This window comes from Algiphilus sp., assembly GCF_023145115.1.
Taxonomy (GTDB): domain Bacteria; phylum Pseudomonadota; class Gammaproteobacteria; order Nevskiales; family Nevskiaceae; genus Algiphilus.
The window spans coordinates 14,711-34,830 of record NZ_JAGLEJ010000010.1 but is presented as its reverse complement, the minus strand read 5'-3'; the positions used below and the strand labels follow the sequence as shown (position 1 = coordinate 34,830).

The 20,120-nt window shown below is 70.5% G+C and carries 21 protein-coding genes; 2 read left to right on the top strand and 19 right to left on the bottom strand.

The window, feature by feature from the left end:
• Positions 1 to 8 precede the first annotated feature (8 nt).
• From KAH28_RS02860 to KAH28_RS02770, 19 genes are all read right to left on the bottom strand, one after another.
• The gene (locus KAH28_RS02860) at positions 9 to 1,799 is read right to left on the bottom strand and encodes a cation:proton antiporter (protein ID WP_290574298.1); all 1,791 of its coding nucleotides are present in this window, start codon (positions 1,797 to 1,799) and stop codon (positions 9 to 11) included.
• Positions 1,800 to 1,806: 7 nt separating this feature from the next.
• Positions 1,807 to 2,712 (bottom strand): pirin family protein, encoded by a 906-nt coding sequence (locus KAH28_RS02855; RefSeq protein WP_290574297.1) that lies wholly within the window; start codon positions 2,710 to 2,712, stop codon positions 1,807 to 1,809.
• Positions 2,713 to 2,803: 91 nt separating this feature from the next.
• Positions 2,804 to 4,468, bottom strand: a complete 1,665-nt coding sequence (ettA, locus tag KAH28_RS02850; RefSeq protein ID WP_290574296.1) for an energy-dependent translational throttle protein EttA — start codon at positions 4,466 to 4,468, stop codon at positions 2,804 to 2,806.
• 83 nt (positions 4,469 to 4,551) lie between these two features.
• Positions 4,552 to 5,439: a VacJ family lipoprotein gene (locus KAH28_RS02845; RefSeq protein ID WP_290574295.1), complete on the bottom strand. Its 888-nt coding sequence runs from the start codon at positions 5,437 to 5,439 to the stop codon at positions 4,552 to 4,554.
• Positions 5,436 to 5,690, bottom strand: a complete 255-nt coding sequence (locus KAH28_RS02840) for an STAS domain-containing protein (protein WP_290574294.1) — start codon at positions 5,688 to 5,690, stop codon at positions 5,436 to 5,438. Before KAH28_RS02840 ends, KAH28_RS02845 begins: the two co-directional genes overlap by 4 nt.
• A 6-nt stretch (positions 5,691 to 5,696) precedes the next feature.
• On the bottom strand, positions 5,697 to 6,386 hold the full coding sequence (locus tag KAH28_RS02835) for a phospholipid-binding protein MlaC (RefSeq protein ID WP_290574293.1): 690 nt from the start codon (positions 6,384 to 6,386) through the stop codon (positions 5,697 to 5,699).
• Positions 6,387 to 6,391: 5 nt separating this feature from the next.
• Positions 6,392 to 6,853 (bottom strand): outer membrane lipid asymmetry maintenance protein MlaD, encoded by a 462-nt coding sequence (gene mlaD / locus KAH28_RS02830; RefSeq protein WP_290574292.1) that lies wholly within the window; start codon positions 6,851 to 6,853, stop codon positions 6,392 to 6,394.
• A 10-nt stretch (positions 6,854 to 6,863) separates the two neighbouring features.
• Positions 6,864 to 7,634: a lipid asymmetry maintenance ABC transporter permease subunit MlaE gene (gene mlaE, locus KAH28_RS02825; RefSeq protein ID WP_290574291.1), complete on the bottom strand. Its 771-nt coding sequence runs from the start codon at positions 7,632 to 7,634 to the stop codon at positions 6,864 to 6,866.
• The gene (locus KAH28_RS02820; protein ID WP_290574290.1) at positions 7,631 to 8,443 is read right to left on the bottom strand and encodes an ATP-binding cassette domain-containing protein; all 813 of its coding nucleotides are present in this window, start codon (positions 8,441 to 8,443) and stop codon (positions 7,631 to 7,633) included. Before KAH28_RS02820 ends, mlaE begins: the two co-directional genes overlap by 4 nt.
• A gap of 16 nt (positions 8,444 to 8,459) precedes the next feature.
• Positions 8,460 to 9,155 (bottom strand): lipoyl(octanoyl) transferase LipB, encoded by a 696-nt coding sequence (gene lipB, locus KAH28_RS02815; RefSeq protein ID WP_290574289.1) that lies wholly within the window; start codon positions 9,153 to 9,155, stop codon positions 8,460 to 8,462.
• On the bottom strand, positions 9,152 to 9,454 hold the full coding sequence (locus KAH28_RS02810; protein WP_290574288.1) for a DUF493 domain-containing protein: 303 nt from the start codon (positions 9,452 to 9,454) through the stop codon (positions 9,152 to 9,154). The genes lipB and KAH28_RS02810 overlap by 4 nt, the downstream gene beginning before the upstream one ends.
• A complete protein-coding gene (locus KAH28_RS02805) occupies positions 9,444 to 10,589 on the bottom strand; it encodes a D-alanyl-D-alanine carboxypeptidase family protein (protein WP_290574287.1) in 1,146 nt (381 codons plus the stop codon). Before KAH28_RS02805 ends, KAH28_RS02810 begins: the two co-directional genes overlap by 11 nt.
• 71 nt (positions 10,590 to 10,660) lie before the next feature.
• Positions 10,661 to 11,479, bottom strand: a complete 819-nt coding sequence (locus tag KAH28_RS02800) for a septal ring lytic transglycosylase RlpA family protein (protein WP_290574286.1) — start codon at positions 11,477 to 11,479, stop codon at positions 10,661 to 10,663.
• Complete coding sequence (mltB, locus tag KAH28_RS02795) at positions 11,476 to 12,510, bottom strand: lytic murein transglycosylase B (RefSeq protein WP_290574285.1); 1,035 nt, start codon at positions 12,508 to 12,510, stop codon at positions 11,476 to 11,478. The genes KAH28_RS02800 and mltB overlap by 4 nt, the downstream gene beginning before the upstream one ends.
• 4 nt (positions 12,511 to 12,514) lie before the next feature.
• Positions 12,515 to 13,642 carry a rod shape-determining protein RodA gene (gene rodA, locus KAH28_RS02790; RefSeq protein WP_290574284.1) on the bottom strand — a complete coding sequence of 376 codons (1,128 nt, stop codon included), beginning with the start codon at positions 13,640 to 13,642 and terminating at the stop codon, positions 12,515 to 12,517.
• On the bottom strand, positions 13,639 to 15,531 hold the full coding sequence (mrdA, locus tag KAH28_RS02785; RefSeq protein WP_290574283.1) for a penicillin-binding protein 2: 1,893 nt from the start codon (positions 15,529 to 15,531) through the stop codon (positions 13,639 to 13,641). The genes rodA and mrdA overlap by 4 nt, the downstream gene beginning before the upstream one ends.
• A 1-nt stretch (position 15,532) precedes the next feature.
• Positions 15,533 to 16,015, bottom strand: coding sequence for a rod shape-determining protein MreD (gene mreD, locus KAH28_RS02780; protein ID WP_290574282.1), 483 nt, complete (start codon positions 16,013 to 16,015; stop codon positions 15,533 to 15,535).
• Positions 16,012 to 16,926 carry a rod shape-determining protein MreC gene (gene mreC / locus KAH28_RS02775; RefSeq protein WP_290574281.1) on the bottom strand — a complete coding sequence of 305 codons (915 nt, stop codon included), beginning with the start codon at positions 16,924 to 16,926 and terminating at the stop codon, positions 16,012 to 16,014. The genes mreD and mreC overlap by 4 nt, the downstream gene beginning before the upstream one ends.
• Positions 16,927 to 17,105: 179 nt before the next feature.
• Positions 17,106 to 18,143, bottom strand: a complete 1,038-nt coding sequence (locus KAH28_RS02770) for a rod shape-determining protein (RefSeq protein WP_290574280.1) — start codon at positions 18,141 to 18,143, stop codon at positions 17,106 to 17,108.
• A 212-nt stretch (positions 18,144 to 18,355) separates the two neighbouring features.
• On the opposite strand from KAH28_RS02770, the gene gatC reads away from it, so the two are divergent.
• Together gatC and gatA are read left to right on the top strand one after the other, a co-directional pair.
• Positions 18,356 to 18,643 carry an Asp-tRNA(Asn)/Glu-tRNA(Gln) amidotransferase subunit GatC gene (gene gatC, locus KAH28_RS02765; RefSeq protein WP_290574279.1) on the top strand — a complete coding sequence of 96 codons (288 nt, stop codon included), beginning with the start codon at positions 18,356 to 18,358 and terminating at the stop codon, positions 18,641 to 18,643.
• A 14-nt stretch (positions 18,644 to 18,657) separates the two neighbouring features.
• A complete protein-coding gene (gatA, locus tag KAH28_RS02760) occupies positions 18,658 to 20,112 on the top strand; it encodes an Asp-tRNA(Asn)/Glu-tRNA(Gln) amidotransferase subunit GatA (RefSeq protein WP_290574278.1) in 1,455 nt (484 codons plus the stop codon).
• The last annotated feature ends 8 nt before the right edge of the window (positions 20,113 to 20,120 follow it).

Here is a 20,120-nt window from a genome sequence, read left to right as displayed (position 1 = left end):
GTCTCGGCTCAGGCCTCGGCGTCCTCGGGGCGATCGGTGTGCCGCTGGGCGGCGTCGTGGCTGCTGCGCACGTCCTCGGCGAACAGGCGTTGCAGTTCCTCGGCGGCATCGATGGTGGTGCGGCGGTAGGCCTCGGCGTCGCGCCATACCGCGGCCTGGCGCTGAAGCGTGTGGGCGTCGTGCTCGCGGAAGCGCGTCACCGAGCGGGCCGCCTCTTCCTCGTCGAGACCGAGCTCGCGCAGCAGCGCACGCGCCATGCGCAGGCTCGAGTAGAGGGTGTCGCGCAGCACGAAGGTGACACCGCGCTCGCGCAGCCAGAGTTCGTGATGGCGATTGGTGGCGCGCGCGATGATGGGCAGGTCGGGCGCCATCGCGCGCACCTGCTCGACGATCCGGAGCGAGGTCTCGACATCGCCGGTGGCGACCACGATGGCGCGCGCCTTGGCGACGCCGGCCGCGCGCAGCACCTCGGGGCGGGAGGCGTCGCCGTAGTAGATGCGATTGCCGAACTGGCGCACGAAGTCGACGTGGTCGGGGTTGATCTCCAGCGCCGTGAAGGGGATCCGGCGCATGGCGAGCACGCGCGCGATGATCTGGCCGACCCGCCCGAAGCCGGCAACGATGACGGGCGGGTCTTCCTGGTCGATGGGGTCAAAGGGCCGGCCGCCGGGCTCGTCGTGGATCAGCCGCTCGCCCAGCGCCACCAGCAGCGGGGTCAGCGCCATCGACAGGCTGACCACCAGCACGGCGCGCTCGGCGAGCGCGGCGTCGGTGATGCCGCCGGCCACTCCCGCGGTGAGCAGCACGAAGGCGAACTCGCCGCCCTGTGACAGCACCAGCGCCGTGCGCACGGCCTCCCGGCCCGAGAGGCCGTGCAGCCGCGAGAGGGGCAGCAGGATCAATGCCTTGACCGCCACCAGCGCCAGTGTCAGGGCCACGATCACGAGTGGTTCCGCGGCCAGCAGCGGCAGGTTCACGGTCATGCCAACGGCCATGAAGAACAGACCCAGCAGCAGCCCCTTGAAGGGGTTGACGTCGGCCTCGAGCTGGTGCCGGTACTCCGAGTCGGCGACCATCATGCCGGCCACGAAGGCGCCCAGGCCCATCGAGAGGCCGGCCCGGTCGAATGCCACCGCGGCGCCCATCACCAGCGTCAGAGCCGCCGCCGTGAACAGCTCGTGGATGCCGGTGCCGGCGATGAAGCGCAGCAGCGGCCGCAGCAGGAAGCGCGCCGCGGTCGCGCCGATCACCACCGCGAGCAGCCACTCCCACTGCGGCGTGGCACCGGCACCGTTGCCGAGCAGCGAGATCAGCACCAGGCCGGGAATGACCGCGATGTCCTGCAGCAGCAGCGTCCCGAACGCGGCGCGGCCGTGCGGATGGTGCAGGCGCCGGTTCTCGCCCAGCAGCTGCAGCACGAAGGCGGTACTCGACAGCGCCAGCGCAAAGCCCAGCAGCAGTGCGCTGCCGCCTTCGATGCCCGCCAGCATCAGGCCCCCGGCGATCACCAGTGTCGTCAGCACGACCTGCAGCGAGCCCAGGCCGAACACCAGCCGGCGCATGACCCAGAGGCGGCGCGGCTGCAGCTCCAGACCGATGATGAAGAGCAGCAGGACGACGCCGATCTCGGCGAAGTGCAGCACGCCCTCGGCGTCCCAGCGCGCCAGTGGCTCGAGCTGGCCGAGCAGCAGCCCCGCGACCAGATAGCCCAGCACCGAGCTCATGCCGAGCCGCTTGCACAGCGGCACCACGACCACCGCAGCGGCGAGGAACACGAGAGCGGCGGTCAGGATGCTCACGAAGCGCCTACGCTCCGGGCAGCGGAATGCGCTCGTGCTCGCCCGGCACCCGCGGGAAGCGGTCCGCGGTCCAGTCGGCCCGGGCGCGCTCGATGCGCGCGGCGTCGCTGGCGACGAAGTTCCACCAGACCTCGCGTTGGCCCGGGCTAGCACCGCCGATGATCATGAGACGTGTCGCGGCGACGGCCTCGATGGTCGCGTGCGCTCCGGTGCGCAGGACCCCCATGCTGCCGGCCGCCAGCGTGCAGCCGCCGATGCGGGCCTCGCCGTCGACGACGAAGACCGCGACTTCGTCCGCCGGCGGCAGCTCGGCGCGCGCCCCGGCGGCCATGCGCGCGGCGACGTAGAGCGTGGCGATGGGCGTCTCGACCGGGCTGTGCCGGCCGTAGGCCGCGCCCATGAGCACGGTGCCGGTGATGCCGTCGGCCGCGAAGTCGGGCAGCTCCGTGGCGGCGACGTGCTGGAAGGCCGGCTCGCATTCCTGCAGGCCGTCGGGCAGTGCCATCCAGGTCTGGATGCCGTGCAGGCGGCTGCCCGCCGCCCGTGCGGCGTCAGGTGAACGCTCGGAGTGCACGATGCCGCGCCCGGCCGTCATCAGGTTCATCGCGCCGGGCTGGACGGGCTGCACGACGCCCAGCGAGTCGCGGTGCAGGATCTCGCCCTCGAACAGCCAGGTCACGGTCGACAGGCCGATGTGCGGATGCGGCCGCACATCGAGGCCGGTGCCGGCGGCGAAGTCGGCCGGGCCCATCTCGTCGAAGAAGATGAACGGTCCGACCATGCGGCGCTGCGGCGACGGCAGCACGCGCCGCACGCAGAATCCGCCGAGGTCGCGCTGCCGCGCGGCAATGACCAGCTCGACCGCGTCGTCGCGCCGCGCGCACTCCGGCGTCTCGGCCTGCATCCAGCTCATGGCGTGTTACTCCCGTTGCCCACCGTGATACTAGCCCGCATCGGGCCGGCTGCAACGCTTGCCGCGCGGTCGAGCGCGCGGCACCACGGCTTCAGGCCAGCTTGCGGTGCTGTGCGCGCCGGTTGACGCCGGGCTCGCTGCCGTTGCGGCGCCGGAAGTCGGCCTCGTAGTCCTGATAGTTGCCCTCGTGGAAGACGATCTCGCCGGAGTCCTCGAAGGCCAGGATGTGCGTGCTGACGCGGTCCAGGAACCAGCGATCGTGCGAGATCACCATGACGCTGCCCGGGAAGGCGAGCACGGCCTCCTCCAGCGCGCGCAGCGTCTCCACGTCGAGGTCGTTGGTGGGCTCGTCGAGCATCAGGAGGTTGCCGCCGGCGAGCAGCAGCTTGGCGAGGTGCACGCGGTTGCGCTCGCCGCCGGAGAGGTCCTTGACCCGCTTCTGCTGGTCGCCGCCCTTGAAGTTGAAGCGGCCGAGATAGGCGCGCGCGGGCATCTCGAAGGTGCCGGCCTTGATGATGTCGTTGCCGCCCGAGATCTCCTCGAACACGGTCTTGTCGCCGTCCAGCGTGTCGCGCGACTGGTTGACGTAGGCCAGCCGCACGGTCTCGCCGACCCGGACGGTGCCGCCGTCCGGCTGCTCCTCGCCGGTGATCATGCGGAACAGCGTGGTCTTGCCGCGTCCGTTGGCACCGATGATGCCGACGATGCCGCCGGGGGGCACGCGGAAGGAGAGCCCCTCGTAGAGCGTGCGATCGCCGTAGCGCTTGGCCACGTCGGTGGCCTCGACCACGACATCGCCCAGGCGCGGGCCCGGCGGGATGTAGATCTCCTGGGTTTCGGCGCGCTTCTGGAATTCCTGGCTCTGCATCTCCTCGAAGGCCTTGAGGCGCGCCTTCGACTTGCTCTGCCGGCCCTTGGCGTTGGAGCGCACCCATTCGAGCTCCTGCGCCATCGCCTTGCGGCGCGCATCGGCCTGTTTCTCCTCGTTGGCCAGGCGCTTCTCCTTCTGCTCCAGCCAGCTCGAGTAGTTGCCCTGCCAGGGAATGCCGTGGCCGCGGTCCAGCTCCAGGATCCAGCCGGCGACATTGTCGAGGAAGTAGCGGTCGTGGGTGACCGCCACCACGGTGCCGTCGAAGTCGTGCAGGAACTTCTCCAGCCACGCCACCGACTCGGCATCGAGATGGTTGGTGGGCTCGTCCAGCAGCAGCATGTCCGGCTTCGACAGCAGCAGGCGGCAGAGCGCGACACGGCGGCGCTCGCCGCCGGACAGCGTGTCGACGGTGGCGTCCCAAGGCGGCAGGTTGAGCGCTTCGGCAGCCTTGTCGAGGATGACGTTGAGCTCCCATCCGTTGGCCGCGTCGATCTTCTCCTGCAGCGCGGACTGCTTCTCGAGCAGCGCGTCGAAGTCGGCGTCCGGGTTCTCGAACTCCTTCGTGACGGCATCGAACTCGGCCAGCCACTGCGCCAGCTCGCCGACGCCGTCCATGACATTGCCGCGCACGTCCTTGTCGGCGTCGAGCTGCGGCTCCTGCGGCAGATAGCCGATCTTGATGCCGGGCTGCGGCCGCGCTTCGCCGTGGTACTCCTTGTCGATGCCGGCCATGATGCGCAGCAGGGTCGACTTGCCGGCGCCGTTGTAGCCCAGCACGCCGATCTTGGCGCCGGGGAAGAAGGACAGCGAGATGTCGCGCAGGATCTCCTTGCGCGGCGGGATGGTCTTGCCAACCCGGTTCATGGTGTAGACGTACTGGCTCATCGGGTCCGGTCGCGGGCTCTTGAAGACGCGCAAGTGTAACGATGTGCGCGCCGCGGCGGCGTCATCCGCCGGGCGGCAAGCGGTCAGCTCTCGCCGGTGTAATCGTCGCGCCAGCTGTCGTCGTCGTCGCCGGTCTCGTAGTCATCGCGCCAGCTGTCGCCGTCGCCGCCGGTCTCGTAGTCGTCGCGCCAGCTGTCGTCGTCGCCGCCGGTCTCGTAGTCGTCCCGCCAGCTGTCGTCGCCGCCGCCGTCGTCGGCTTCGTCGTAGGCCTGCTCGCCGTAGTCCAGCGGCGGCACGCCGTCGTAGACCTTGTTGAGCCGTCGCTCGAGATAGATCGTTCGCAGCGCCACGTACTCGTCGACCTGCTGCTCCAGCAGACGGTCGGCGGAGAGCAGCCGCGCGCGGGTGTGTACGGCGCCGACGCCTGTGATGACCAGCTGTGCATCGGTGTCCAGCAGGCGTTCCGGCGTGCTGAAGCTGTCGGCGCCGCGCCCCAGCAGGTCGCGGTTGGTGCTCGGCCCGAGCAGCGGCAGCATGATGTACCAGCCCTGACCGACGCCCCAGTAGCCCAGCGTCTGGCCGAAGTCCTCGTCGTTCTGCCGCAGGCCCACCGGCGTGGCGACGTCGATGAAGCCCACCAGCCCGGCCGTGGTGTTGATCAGGAAACGGCCGGTGTCGCGCCCCGCCTGCAGGAACTTGCCCTGCAGCAGCGCGTTGACGATGGTGACCGGATAGCCGAGGTTGGAGAGGAAGTTGCCGATGCCGGCCTGCACCGGAGCCGGCGTGACCGTGTCATAGCCCTTCGCGACGGGGCGCAGCACGTAGCGGTCGGCGGTGCGGTTGAAGCTGTAGATGCCGCGGTTGAGCGGCTCCAGCGGGTCGGCCGGCTCGTAGGCGGGCGTGTGCGCGCAGCCGCCGACCAGCGCGACCAGCAACGATGCGGCAAGCGTGCGACTGAGAGCAGCGATCATGTCTCGGAAGTGGCGGTGAGGAGCTCGCCGACGCCGAAGCACGCGATCAGGCTCTGCAGGTGCGCGGGCACACCCTGCAGGCGCAGCGGCTGACCCTTCCGGCGGCGGATCTCCAGCAATAGTGCCACTGCCGAGCTGTCGACGCGCTCGACGCCGGACAGATCCAGCACATCGTCGGCGCCGAGCGCCTCGGCGCGTGTCGCCAGGTCGGGTACCGTGTCGTGCGTCAGCGCGCCGGAGAGCTCCGCCATCGCCGGTCAGTCGCCGCCGGATGCGCCGGGCGCATCGGTGCTGATCTGGCCGGCTTCGAGCCGCTCGATCAGCTTGTCGAGCCCGTTCTCGCGGATGCGCTGATTGAACTGCGCGCGGAAGTTGGTGATCAGGCTGATGCCCTCGACGCTGATGTCGTAGATCAGCCAGTCGCTGTCCACCTGGTGCATGACGAAGCCCACCGGGATGGGGTCGCCTTCCTCGACCACGAGCCGGGTCTCGACGGTGACGCGCTCGGCGTCGTCGGCCGCCCGCAGCGGCAGGAACTCGGTCTCGACGGCACTGTTGTACTCCAGCATCGCGTCCGCGTAGGTGCGCATGAGCGTGTCCTTGAACGCGGTCGCGAAACGGCGGCGCTGGTCCGGGCTCGCCCCGCGGGCGTGCCGGCCCAGCGTCAGCCGCGCGATGTACGGCATGTCGAAGTGCGGGACGATCTCGCGCTCGATCATGGCGTAGAACGCTTCGCTGTCGGAGCGGTAGGTCTCGGCGTTCTCGCTGATCAGCGAGCGCACCGTGGAGACCGCGTCCTTGATGACGACATCGGGCGCCTTGGTCGCGCTCTGGTCGCCGGCCGCATCGGCGTCCTGCGCGGCGGCCCCGGTGCTCATGCCGAACGGTACGGCGGCGGCGAGCAGCAGCGCCAGCGCACGGATGGAAAGCGGGTTGTTCCGGAACATGATGATCAATCCTTCTGGGTCATGGATTCGAGGACCCGGCCGACCAGATTCTCCAGCACCAGGGCATCCTGGGTCAGCGGCAGTCGGTCGCCGTCGGCGAGCGATTCCATCGCGCCGCCGGGTTCGATGCCGACGTACTGCTCGCCGAGCAGGCCGCTGGTCAGGATGCTGGCACCGCTGTCGGCGGGCAGGTTGTCGTAGTCGGGCGAAATGTTCATGTGCACGCGTGCCCGGAAGGTCTGCGGGTCGATGCGGATGGCGCTGACGCGGCCGATGCGCACGCCCGACAGGGTGACCGCCGAGCCCGTCCGGAGCCCGCCGATGTTGTCGAAGTCCGCGGTGATCTCGTAGCCGCCCTCGGGGTCGCCGCCGTCAAGACCCGCCACGCGGAAGGTCAGCAGGAACACGGCCGCCACGGCGAGCACGAAGAAGAGTCCGACCATGATCTCGATTGCGCGGGATGGCATTGCGTCTACCTCAGGCGGCGAACATGACCGCGGTCAGGATGAAGTCGAGGCCGAGAACGGCCAGCGAGGACAGCACCACCGTGGTGGTGGTCGCGCGCGACACGCCCTCGGCGGTGGCGTGGGCATGGTAGCCCTGATGCACGGCGATCCAGGCGATGACGGCGCCGAACACCACCGCCTTGATGGTGCTGTCGATCAGGTCGGCGGCGTCGACGCTGGAGCGGATCTGGCTCCAGTAGCTGCCGGCGTCCACGCCCAGCACCTCGACGCCGACCAGATGACCGCCGGCCACGCCCAGCGCCATGACGATGAAGATGACGTTGAGCATCGGCACCGCCAGCAGCAGCGACAGGAAGCGCGGCGCCACCACCCGCTTCACCGGGTCGACCGCCATCATCTCCATGCCCGGGAGCTGATCGGTTGCGCGCATCAGCCCGAGCTCGGCGGTCACCGCCGAGCCGGCGCGGCCGGCCAGCAGCAGCGCGGTGAGCACCGGCCCGAGCTCGCGGATGATGACCAGCGCCACCGACACGCCGAGCGCGCTCTCGGCCGAGAACTGCACCAGCAGCCGGTAGCCCTGCAGCGCGAGCACCATGCCCACGAAGGCGCCGGCGATGACCACGATGGCCAATGACATCACGCCGCTGCTGTGCAGCTGCAGCGCCAGCTGTCGCGGCCGGAGCAGCGTGCCGGGCACGGCCACCAGCGTGCGCAGCAGGAACAGCACGGCCCGGCCCTGTCCGGCGAGCAGATCCAGCGGCCAGCGCAGCAGCGCGTTCACCGCTCCGCTCCCAGTAGCGCCTCGGCCAGCGTCGGCGCCGGGTAGTGGAAGGGCTCGGGACCGTCCGGCTGGCCGTCGAGGAACTGGCGCACTCGCGGGTCGGTGCTGTCACGGAGGGTTTCCGCGCTGCCCGCCGCGCGCAGCCGGCCGTCGGAGATGACATAGGCATGATCGGCAATGGACAGCGTCTCGCCGACATCGTGCGACACCACCACCGAGGTGGTGCCGAGGGCGTCGTTGAGACGGCGGATCAGCCGCAGCAGCACGCCCATGGAGATGGGGTCCTGGCCTGTGAAGGGCTCGTCGTAGAGCACCAGCTCCGGGTCCAGCGCGATGGCGCGGGCCAGTGCCACGCGCCGCGCCATGCCGCCGGACAGCTCGGCCGGGAACAGCCCCGCCGCGCCACGCAGCCCCACCGCCTCGAGCTTGAGCAGCACCTGATCGCGGATCAGTCGCTCGGGCAGGCGCGTGTGCTCGCGCAGCGGGAAGGCGACATTCTCGAACACGCTGAGGTCGGTGAGCAGCGCGCCGTGCTGGAACAGCATGCCCATGCGCTTGCGCATCGCGTACAGGCTGCGCCGGCCGGCGCGTCCGACGTCGGTGCCGTCGAAGGTGACGCTGCCGCCCTGGGCGCGGATCTGGCCGCCGATGATGCGCAGCAGGGTGGTCTTGCCGGTTCCCGACGGTCCCATGACCGCGGTGACCTTGCCGCGCGGGATGTCGATGTCGACATCGTCGAACAGCACGCGCCCCGGCTGCGCGTGGCGCAGGCCGCGGATGCGGACGAGGCTGTCGTCGGTTGCGGTCATCGGGCGGGCTCCGGAGTCACGCAGAGTCTGCCGTGGCGGGCTGAACCGGGGGTGAAACCCTGCCGCCGGCCGCGTCGCGGCCAAGGCAGCGCGCCAGCAGGCGTCCGGCCAGCGTCGCCCCGATGGCGTCCAGGTCGGTGGCGCCGCCCCGGGCGCGCATCGCGGTCATGGCCTGTCCCTGCATGCCGCAGGGATTGATGCGCGCGAAGGGCGAGAGGTCCATGTCGACGTTCAGCGCCAGGCCGTGGAAGGTGCAGCCGCGCCGCACGCGCAGTCCCAGCGACGCGATCTTGGCGCCGTCGGCGCAGTACACTCCGGGGGCGTCCTCGCGCGGTCGCGCGCCGGGCACGCCGTGCGTCGCCAGCGTGTCGACGATGGCGGCCTCGATGGCGCGCACCAGCGTGCGGATGCCGATGCCCAGCCGCGGCAGGTCGACCATCAGGTAGCCGACGATCTGGCCGGGGCCGTGGTAGGTGACCTGACCGCCACGGTCGCTCTGCACCAGCGGGATGTCGCCGAGATCGAGCAGATGCTCGGGGCGGCCGGCCTGGCCCTGGGTGAACACCGGCGGATGCTGCAGCAGCCAGATCTCGTCCGCGGTGGTCGCGTCGCGTGCATCGGTGAAGTCGCGCATGGCCGCGAAGCTGGCCTCGTAGGTGACGAAGCCGAAGCGGCGCACGATCGGCGCCGGCGCCTCCGCGGACTCGTTCATAGCGCCATGATCACTGCGGAATCAGCATTGATCGCGTCACGTACGGCGCTGATCTGCGCCATGCGGCTCGCGTGCAGGGTCAGTCGCAGGCACACGAAGTTGCCCTTGCTGGATGGCTGCCGCTCGGTGTCGAGGTGCACGCCGGCGGCGCGACTGCAGGCGTCGATGACGCGCTGCTCGGCGTCCGGATCGGGGCGCAGGAACACCTTGAAGGGCACGCTGCAGGGCAGCTCGTAGACCTCCTCGTCGGCGACCTCGCGCTGCAGGTCGCTGCGCTTCCTGTCGTGATCAGACGCCAAGACGGAGCCGCACCGCGTCGAAGAGTCGCTTGAAGATGCCGCCCTCGGGCACGTCGCCGGTGGCCACCAGCGGCTCCACCAGCAGGGTCTCGTCGTCGAGCGTGACCGTGAGCGTGCCCAGGCGCTCGCCGGCGGCGATCGGCGCGCGCAGCGGCGAGCGGATCTCGGCATCCAGCTTGATGGCGTCGGCGGCATCGCGGGGCACCGTCACGCTGAGCGCTTCGGCGACACCGATGGCGATCTCCGGCTGGGCACCGCCATAGATGGGCCGCTTCTGGACCTCCTCACCGGCGCCGAAGAGCGTCACCGTGTCGAAGAACCGATAGCCGTAGTTGAGCAGCGCGAGGCTGTCCTGGGTGCGCTGCGAGGGGCTCGGTGTGCCCAGCACCACCGAGATCAGGCGGCGGCCGTCGCGCACCGCGCTCGATGCCAGGCAGTAGCCGCTCTCGCTGGTGTAGCCGGTCTTCACGCCGTCGACGGTATCGTCGCGCCAGAGCAGGCGGTTGCGGTTGAACTGCCGGATCTCGTTGTAGGTGAATTCCTTCTCGGAGTAGATCGCGTAGCCGTCCGGAAAGTCCTTGATGTGGGCGTGGATCAGCTTGGCGATGTCGCGGGCGGTGCTGTAGTGCTGCTCCACCGGCATGCCCGAGGCGTTCTGGAAGCGCGAGTTGGTCATCCCGAGGCGCTTGGCGGTGGCGTTCATCATGCTCGCGAAGCCGGCCTCGCTGCCCGCCAGATGCTCGGCGATGGCCACGCTGGCGTCGTTGCCCGACTGCACGATCATGCCGTGCAGCAGCGCCTCCAGCGGCACCCTGGAACCCACCTCGATGAACATCCGCGACTGGCTCGAATCGATGCCCTGGCGCCAGGCCTTCTCCGAGATCAGGACCTCGTCGTCCATGGCGGCGCGGCCGGCGGCGATCTCCTCGAAGGCCACGTAGCTGGTCATCACCTTGGTGATGGAGGCCGGGCTGCGGCGCTGGTCGGCGTCGTGCTCCGCGATCACCTGGCCGGTTGCGGCATCCATGAGAATGTAGGCGTCCGCCTCCAGCGGCGGCGCCTCGGGCACCGAGCGGGCATTGCCGATCGCGGGCAGGGCGATCAGGAGAACGAGCAGCAGGCGGATTGAATGCATCGAATCGTCGTGGTCGGATCAGTGAACCATGATAGCGATTCCGCGCCCCGGAACAGGGCAGCGGTCTCGGCTCAGCGGTCCAGGTGGCGGGCCGGGATGTCGCGCGCCAGCAGCCACTGGCGCACGGCCTCGGCTGCCGCCGCGTCCTGCAGCGGGCCGACGCGGACCTCGTGCCGGGTTTCGGGACCGTCGGAGAGCAGATGGATGGAGACGTCGTTGAGCCCCATCTCGAGCAGCCGTTCGCGCCGCTCCACTGCGTGCACCGGGTCGCCGGTGGGCGACCACGCCGCGACGAAGGGCCCCGCGCCGCCGGGCGCGCCGGGCGTCGTTCCGTCCGGAACGAGCGCCTCGACCTCGACTTCCGCGCTGCCGTGCTGGATCACGCCGAGGCGCGCCGCGGCGGCGTAGGAGAGGTCGATGATGCGGTGGTCGTGGAAGGGGCCGCGATCGTTGACCCGCACTACCGCCGAGCGCCCGTTCTCCAGGTTGGTCACGCGCGCGAAGCTGGGCAGCGGCAGGGTCTTGTGCGCGGCGGTCATGGCGAACATGTCGTAGGCCTCGCCGCTGGAGGTGCGCCGCCCGTGGAACTTCTTGCCGTACCAGGATGCGCGGCCGCGCTCGCGGTAGCCCGCGGCGGTCTCGAGCACGTAGTAGCGCTTGCCGCGCACCTCGTAGCTGTCGGGATTGCCGTAGCGGCTGCGCGGCTCGTCGCGAACGCGGGCGTCGGGGGTGCTGGCGACATCGGGCGGGATCTCGCCGGCGGATGGCGCGCGATCCTGCTCGTGGGCCGGTGCCGGCGTGCCGTAGCGGTCCTCGGGCGTGGGCGCGGTGGTGGCGCACCCGGCGGCGAGCAGCGCGGCGGCGATGGCGGCGGAGAGGCGTGCGCTCATGGCGTGAACCGCCCGGCGGCATGATCGGTGGCGCGCGAGATGCCCTCGGCCAGCTCGCCGACCGCCATCGCGTAGTAGACGCGCGGGTTGTAGCGCATCACGGCGTAGAAGTTGGTCAGCGCGATGCGGAAGGCGCGACCGGCGTCGAGCTGGAGCGCGAGCAGACCGGCCGGTGTCGTGTCGGCGACACTCGCCGTGGGTTTCGCGCCGAGAGCGGCGAGCGCGCCGATCGAGCTGTTCGGGCTGCGCGTGTTGAAGTCGGTGGCGTCCGCGCGCACGCGGAACTCGCGCGGCGCCAGCACCATGGGTTCGCCGCGGCGCCAGGCGGTATCCGGGTCGTAGGCCACCAGATAGCGCGCCACCGAGCCGATGGCATCGGCCGCGGACCAGAGGTCGGTGTCGCCGTCGCCGTCGAAGTCGACCGCCAGACGGCGATAGTTGCTGGGCATGAACTGGGCCCAGCCCATGGCGCCGGCATAGGAGCCTACCGGCTCGGTGGGGTCCATGCCGGTCTCGCGCGTCAGCGCGAAGAAGGCGGCCAGCTCGGAGAGGAAGAAGCGCGATCGGGTGGGGTGATCGAAGCCCTGCGTGGCGAGGGCATCGAGCACGCGCGTGGTGCCGACGAAGCCGCCGTAGCGGGTCTCCACGCCCAGGATCGCGGTGATCAGCTCGGGCGGTACGCCGTACTCGGCCTCGGCGCGCGCCAGCGTCCCGGCGTGATCGCGCATGAAGGCGACGCCGCGCGCGACCATGCTGTCGGTCACGTGCAGGCCGCGGTACTCGCTCCAGGTGCGGGTGCGCTCGGGCGCGTTGCGCTCCTGGCGGATCAGTTCCGGCAGGCGCTCGGCATCGGCGAGCGTCCGGCGCACCACGGCCAGATCGGTGGCGTCGAAGCCGTAGTCGTCGCGCAGGGTCTCCAGCAGCGCTGGCAGTCGGGCGTGCTCGGCGTAGCCGCTTCCGGCGGGTGCGGCGGCGCCGACCGTGCAACCGGCCACGGCGAGGGCGACGAGAACGCGGGCGATTCGGATCATGCGATCAGCTGGGGACGAGCTTGCGGTGCGTCTGGATGGACATGAGTATGCCGAAGCCGGCGAGCAGACTGACCACCGAGGTGCCACCGAAGCTCATCAACGGCAGCGGCACACCCACCACCGGCAGCAGACCGCACACCATGCCGACGTTGATGAAGACATAGAGGAAGAAGATGATGCCGAGGCTGCCGCCGAGCAGGCGCTGGAAGGTCTCCTGGCCGCGCAGCGCGATCACCAGGCAGCGGCTTGTCACGGCCAGATACAGCAGGATCAGCAGCATGGCGCCGAGCAGCCCGGTCTCCTCCGCGAAGGCCGCGAAGATGAAGTCGGTATGCGATTCGGGCAGGAAATCCAGGCTGGCCTGGGTGCCTTCGCCCCAGCCCTTGCCGACCACGCCGCCCGAGCCGATGGCGATCTTCGACTGGGTGATGTGATAGCCGGCACCCAGCGGGTCGCGTTCCGGACTGAGGAAGGTGAGGACGCGCGAGCGCTGGTAGTCGTGCATGTTGAACCACAGGATCGGCAGCGCCGCGGCCACCGTCGCCGCGAAGCCGCCGATCCAGCGCCAGCGCAGACCGCCCAGATAGAGCGTGATGAGGCCGGTCATGCCGATCATCAGCGAGGTGCCCAGGTCGGGCTGCACCATCACCATGCCCACCGGCAGCGCGATGATGAGCAGCACCACCGGCAACCGGCGCACGCCCGGCGCCACGCCGGTGGTGTGCAGGTAGGTGGCCACCGCCATCGGCATGGCGAGCTTCATGAGCTCGGATGGCTGGAAGCGCACCACGCCGAGATCCAGCCAGCGCTGGGCCCCCTTCGAGGCATCGCCGAGCAGCAGCACCAGCGCGAGCAGCAGGACGGTCACCGTATAGAACGCAGGTGCAGCGGCGCGATAGCCGTCGGGCGGGATGCGGGCGCACACCACCAGCACCACCAGGCCCAGTCCCAGGCGCTTGGTCTGGCTCCAGACTGCACCGGCATCCTGGCCGGTGGCGCTGTACAGCGTCGCCAGACTGACCGCCATGAGCAGCAGGATCAGGCCCAGCAGCGGGCCGTCGAGATGCTGGCGCGGGAAGAAGCCCGGTACCGAACTGCCCTCGCGGCCGCTCTCGGCGCTCAGCGGGTTCATGGCGTCGTCTCCTGCGGGGGCAGCTCGGGGGCCACCACTGCCGCCTGGTCGATGAGCCAGGCATCGAGCACCTCCCGGCCGATGGGGGCTGCCGCCGAGCTGCCGCTGCCGCCGTGCTCGACCAGCACCGCGATGACGATGCGCGGATCGTCCGCCGGCGCGTAGGCCGTGAACAGCGCGTGGTCGCGCAGGCGCTTCGGCACATCCTCGGCGTCGGGTGCGGCCTCCTCCTGCGCCAGGCCGGCGACCTGCGACGTGCCGGTCTTGCCGGCGATGGTGTAGGCGGCGTCGCGGCCGCTGCGGTGGGCGGTACCGCCGACGCTGTGCATGGTCGCCACCATGCCGTCCTCCACCGCCTGCCAGTGCCCCTCGTCCGCCACCGGCACCTCGGGGAGCGCTTCCTGCGGCTGCGCCACCGTGCGGCCCTCGGCGACGCGTTCCACCGCCTTCAGCACGTGCGGCCGCATGCCGCCGCCGCGGGTGGCGACGCGCGCGGTCATGGCCGCGATCTGCAGCGGGGTCATCGTCATGTAGCCCTGACCGATGCCGATGTTGAGCGTTTCGCCCGGGAACCAGACCTCGCCCCGCGCGGCGCGCTTCCACGCCCGCGACGGCGCGATGCCCGCGCGCTCTCCGGGCAGATCGATGCCGGTGTCCTGCCCGAGCCCGAACCAGCCCAGCATGCGCTCGATGCGGTCGATGCCGAGCTCGTGCGCCAGATGGTAGTAGTACACGTCGCAGGATTCCGCGATGGCGCGTTCGAGGTCCACCCAGCCGTGGCCCTGGCGCTTCCAGTCGCGGAAGCGGCGGGTGACGTTGGGCAGCTCGTAGTGGCCGGGACAGTAGACCCGCTGATGCGCCCCCACGACGTGCTCCTCCAGGCCGATCAGGCCCATCATGGGCTTGATGGTCGAGCCCGGTGGGTAGGTGCCGGCGAGCGCGCGGTTGAACAGCGGACGCCGCGGGTCGCTGTTGAGCGCGTTGTAGCGTTCGTGCGAGATGCCGTCCACGAAGTAGCGCGGCTCGAAGGCCGGGCGCGAGACCAGCGCCAGCACCTCGCCGTTGCGCGGATCCATGGCCACGATCGCACCCTCGAGCCCTTCCAGCGCCGCCTCGGCGACCTTCTGCAGGCGCGCGTCCACGGTCAGATGCAGGTTGGCGCCGGGTTCGCCGGGGCGGTACTCGAGATCGCGCAGCGGCCGCCCGGTGGCGTTGGTCTCGACGATCTTGGCGCCGGTGCTGCCGTGCAGCAGTTCCTCGTATTCGCGCTCGACGCCGGTCTTGCCGATGTGCGTGGTGCCGCGATAGTCGGCGGCATTGAAGGTCTGCAGGTCGCGCTCGGTGACGCCGCCGACGTAGCCCACGAGATGGGCCATGGACGCGCCCAGCGGGTACTCGCGGGTGAGGCCGGCGCGTACGTCCACGCCCGGGAACTCGTGCCGGTTGACCTGGAAGCGTGCCACCTCCTCGAAGCTCAGCCGGGTCCGGATGGGCACGCCGCGGTAGCGCGGCGTGCGTGCCAGGCGCTCGCGGAAGCGGTCGATGTCGGCCTGCGAGATGCTCACGATCTCGCCGAGGCGGTCGAGGGTGGCGTCGATGTCCCGGACCTGCTCGGGAACCAGTTCGAGCACGTAGGCCGGACTGTTCTGCGCCAGCACCACGCCGTTGCGGTCGAAGATGAGGCCGCGCACCGGCGGTACCGTGACCAGCCGCATGCGGTTGTCGTTGGAGCGGGTCGATAGCTGCTCGTGCTGCAGCACCTGCAGATCGAAGGCGCGCCATATCAGGAGCAGACTCAGCGCGGTGCAGCCCAGGATCGCGACGAAGACGCGCGCGAAGAAGGTGCGCCGTTCCGCGTAGAGATCGCGAATGCGATCGAAATTCCCCACGTCAGCCCGGTCGGTTGCTGTCCGGGCGCGGCTGCAGCAGCAGCACCGCCAGCGGCCAGAGCAGGGTCGAAAGCAGGATCGGCCACCAGTGCGCCGATGCGTCGCTGTGCTCGCCGGTGATGCCGTCGAGCAGCGTCAGCAGCGCCGCGTGGAGCACGAACAGGCCGATCGCCGCCAGGGCCGACTGCCACAGCGGCAGGGCGCGCAGCGGCGCGCGCCACTGGACGACGATGGCCAGCGGGATCAGCAGCGCGACGCCGTGCAGCCCCAGGGTCACGCCGCGCGCGGCGTCCAGCAGCAGGGCGGCGAGGAACGCCCCCGGCAGTGCCACTTCGTGGCCACGCTGCAGGGTCCATGCCGACAGCACCAGCAGCAGCCAGGCCGGACGGAACGGCAGCAGCGGCTCGGGCAGTGGCAGCAGCATGAGCAGCAGCGCGGCGGCCATCAGGCCGAGCATCAGCAGGCTGTCGCGCAGGAGCGTCATTCGGTGGCCTCCGCCGATTCGGCCGCCGTGTCATCCGTGCCGGTCGCGGCATCGGCAGCGGTGCCGCCATCGGGGTCGCCGTCGTCCGGCGACGCCGCGCCGTCGGCACCGGCGGTCGCCGGCGCCGCATCCGCGGCGGCATCGGCGGCTGCCTGCTCGTTCCACAGCAGCAGCACCTGCCGGCTCTGGTTGACGCGCGCCTCGGGCAGCGCGATGGCCTCCATGAAGCTGTCGCCCGGCTCGTAGCGCACTTCCTTGACGCGCGCCACCGGGTAGCCGGACGGGAAGCGCCCGCCCAGCGAGGACGAGACCAGCAGATCGTCGACGCGGATGTCGGCGTTGCCCGGCAGATACGGCAGCGACAGCGACTGGCCGTCGCCGCGTCCCACCGCGATGGTCTGCAGACCGGTGCGGTTGACCTCCACCGGAATGCCGTGGTCGGGGTCGGTCACCAGCAGCGCGCTCGCCGAGCGCGGGTGCACGCGCATGATCTGGCCGAGCACGCCGTTGGCGTCGATCACCGCCTGACCGCGGTAGACGCCGTGCTCGCTGCCGCGATTGAGCGTCAGGCGCTGCTGGTACGGGTCCTGGCTGGCGGCCAGGACCTCGGCGACCAGCGCGCGCGCTTCCAGCACCTCGGTGGACGACAGCAGCGCGCGCAGGCGGCGGTTCTCGGCCTCCAGGGCCTCGATGCGCTGAACCCGCGCCAGCAGGCGCAGGTGGGTGCGCTGGAGCTGCTCGAGGGCGCCCATCTCCTCGGCGCGCAGGTTCAGGAAGGTCACGAAGCGGTGCAGGCGGGCGGGCTGCTCGGCTGCCCACAGCAGCGGTTCCGCGGCGGTCATGGCCGCGCTGCGCAGCGGCGCGAGGCGGTCGGTGCGGGCGTCGAAGGCGAGCATGGCCGCGCTCAGCATCAGCAACGCGAGAGCGCGTCGGCTCCCCGTTCCGTTGCGTTGAAAGAGCGGGCGTCGCGGTCGACTGAGCGTGTTCAAGGCATCGAGTGGGCTACAGCGGGCGGCGGGCCGCCGGGTGCCACGAGCATACGGCGGCAGCGCCGGTCGTCAACACGGCCGCCGCAGCGAGCCGGATGCAGTTACTCGGGCGTCAGGAATTCGCCCTGACGGTCGAGCATGTCGAGCAGCAGGCCGCCGCCGCGCGCCACGCAGGTGAGCGGATCGTCGGCGACGATCACCGGCAGGCCGGTTTCCTCGGAGAGCAGCTTGTCCAGATCGCGCAGCAGCGCGCCGCCGCCGGTCAGGACGATGCCGCGCTCGGCGATGTCGGCGCCCAGCTCGGGCGGCGTCTTCTCCAGCGCCTTCTTGACCGCCGCGACGATGCCGGTGAGCGGCTCCTGCAGCGCGTCGAGGACCTCGTTGGAGTTCATCGTGAAGGTGCGCGGCACGCCGGCGGCGGCGTGGCGGCCGACGATCTCGATCTCCTGCACCTCGTGGCCCGGGAAGGCGGTGCCGATCTTGATCTTGATGCGCTCGGCGGTGGGCTCGGCGACGTGCATGTTGTACTGCCGCCGGACGTAATTCATGATCGCCTCGTCGAACTTGTCGCCGCCGATGCGCACGCTTTCGGCGAAGACGATGCCGTTGAGGCTGATGATGCCGACCTCGGAGGTGCCGCCGCCGATGTCCAGCACCATCGAGCCGCGTGCCTCGCCGATGGGGATGCCGGCGCCCAGCGCCGCCGCCACCGGTTCCTCGATGACGAACACCTTGCGCGCGCCGGCATTCTCCACCGACTCGCGGATGGCGCGGCGCTCGACCTGCGTCGAGCCGTGCGGCACGCACACCACGACGCGCGTCATCGGCCGCAGCATGCGGCCGCGCTGCACCTTGCGGATGAAGTGCTGCAGCATCTTCTCCGTGACGGTGAAGTCGGCGATGACGCCGTCGCGCAGCGGGCGCACGGTGGAGATGTTCCCGGGCGTGCGGCCGAGCATTTCCTTGGCGTCCGTGCCGACGGCCTCGACGCGCTTGCGCCCGCCGGCCTCGGTGCGGATGGCCACCACCGAGGGCTCGTTGAGGACAATGCCCTCATCCCGGGCATAGACCAGCGTATTTGCCGTGCCCAGGTCGATGGACAGGTCGTTGATGAAGAGGCGGCGAAATGCGTCGAGCATCAGTTACGTGGCACGAATGAGGAATGGTGGTGGACAGGTAGGCCGCGACGGCCATCTCGAGCCGTTCCCCGGGCCGTCCCCCGGGCGGCGGTCCGCCTGCACAAGAGCTAAGATATGCCGATCATCATAATGTATTTTCCCGCTTCCGCCCGCTGCGCCGGCGCCATCCCGGCACCCTGCCGGTGCACGGGCCTGCACGCATACGAGGCAGCATGAGTCTGACCACCGATCAGATCCGCCACGTCGCGCATCTCGCGCGCCTGGGCATCGACGAATCGCGCCTGGAGGGGCTGGGCACCGAGCTCGACGCCATCATCGGCATGGTGGACGCGCTGCGCGCCGCCGACACCGACGGCGTGACGCCCATGGCGCATCCCGTCGACATGCCCCAGCGCGGCCGCGAGGACGCGGTCACCGAGAGCGACCAGCGCGAGCGCTATCAGGCGATCGCTCCCGAGGCCGTCGACGGCCTCTACCGCGTGCCGCGCGTCATCGAATAAACCCCGGGGTCCCCATGCATACGCAATCCCTGGCCGCGCTCGCCGAAGGCCTGCGCCGCCGCGACTTTTCCAGCCGCGAGCTGACCGAGCACTTCCTCGGCCGCATCGACAAGCTCGACGGCGAGCTCAACAGCTACGTCACCGTCACCGCCGAGCGCGCCCTCGAGCAGGCCGCGGCCGCCGATGCGCGCCTGGACAAGGGCGAGGGCGGGCCGCTGACCGGCATCCCGCTGGCCCACAAGGACCTGTTCTGCACCCAGGGCGTGCGCACCGCCTGCGGCTCGAGGATGCTCGACAACTTCATCGCGCCCTACGACGCCCACATCGTCGAGCTGCTCGATGCCGCCGGCATGGTGACGCTGGGCAAGGTGAACATGGACGAGTTCGCCATGGGCTCGTCCACCGAGACCAGCTTCTACGGCCCCACTAAGAACCCGTGGGACACCGCGCGCGTGCCCGGCGGCTCCTCGGGCGGCAGCGTGGCCGCAGTGGCGGCCGGTCTGGCGCCGGTGGCCACCGCCACCGACACCGGCGGTTCCATCCGCCAGCCCGCCGCGCTCACCGGCCTGACCGGCATCAAGCCGACCTACGGCCGCGTCTCGCGCTACGGCATGGTGGCGTTCGCGTCCTCACTGGACCAGGCCGGCGTGGTGGCGCATTCGGCCGCCGATGCGGCGCTGGTGCTGCAGGCCATGTCCGGCTTCGACCCGCGCGACTCGACCTGCGTCGAGCGGCCGGTGGACGACTACGCCGGCGCGCTGGACCAGCCGGTGGCGGGGCTGCGCGTGGGCCTGCCAGCGGAGTACTTCGCGGAGGGCCTCGACCCGGCCGTGCGCGCGGCCGTGGAGGCCGCCGCCGCCGAGCTGGAGAAGCTCGGCGCCACGCTGGTGCCCATCCAGCTGCCCAATTCGCCGCTGTCGGTGCCGACCTACTACGTGGTCGCGCCCGCCGAGGCCTCCAGCAACCTGTCGCGCTACGACGGCGTGCGCTACGGCTATCGCTGCGCGGACCCGGCCAATCTCGAGGACCTCTACAAGCGCTCGCGCGGCGAGGGCTTCGGCGACGAGGTGCAGCGCCGCATCATGATCGGCACCTACGTGCTGTCGCACGGCTACTACGATGCCTACTACCTGCAGGCGCAGAAGGTGCGGCAGCTGATCGCCGACGACTTCCGCAAGGCCTTCGAGCAGGTCGACGTCATCCTCGGGCCGACCACGCAGGGCACCGCCTTCGGCATCGGCGAGCAGACCGATGATCCGGTGACCATGTACCTCAACGACATCTACACCATCGCCGCGAATCTGGCCGGCCTGCCGGCGCTGTCGATGCCGTGCGGCATGCTCGACGGACTGCCGGTGGGCGCGCAGCTCATCGGCAAGCACTTCGACGAGGGGCGTCTGCTGGCCTCGGCACACGCCTACCAGCAGGCGACGGACTGGCACACGCGTTTCCCCGGGGCTTTCGCATGAACGACACC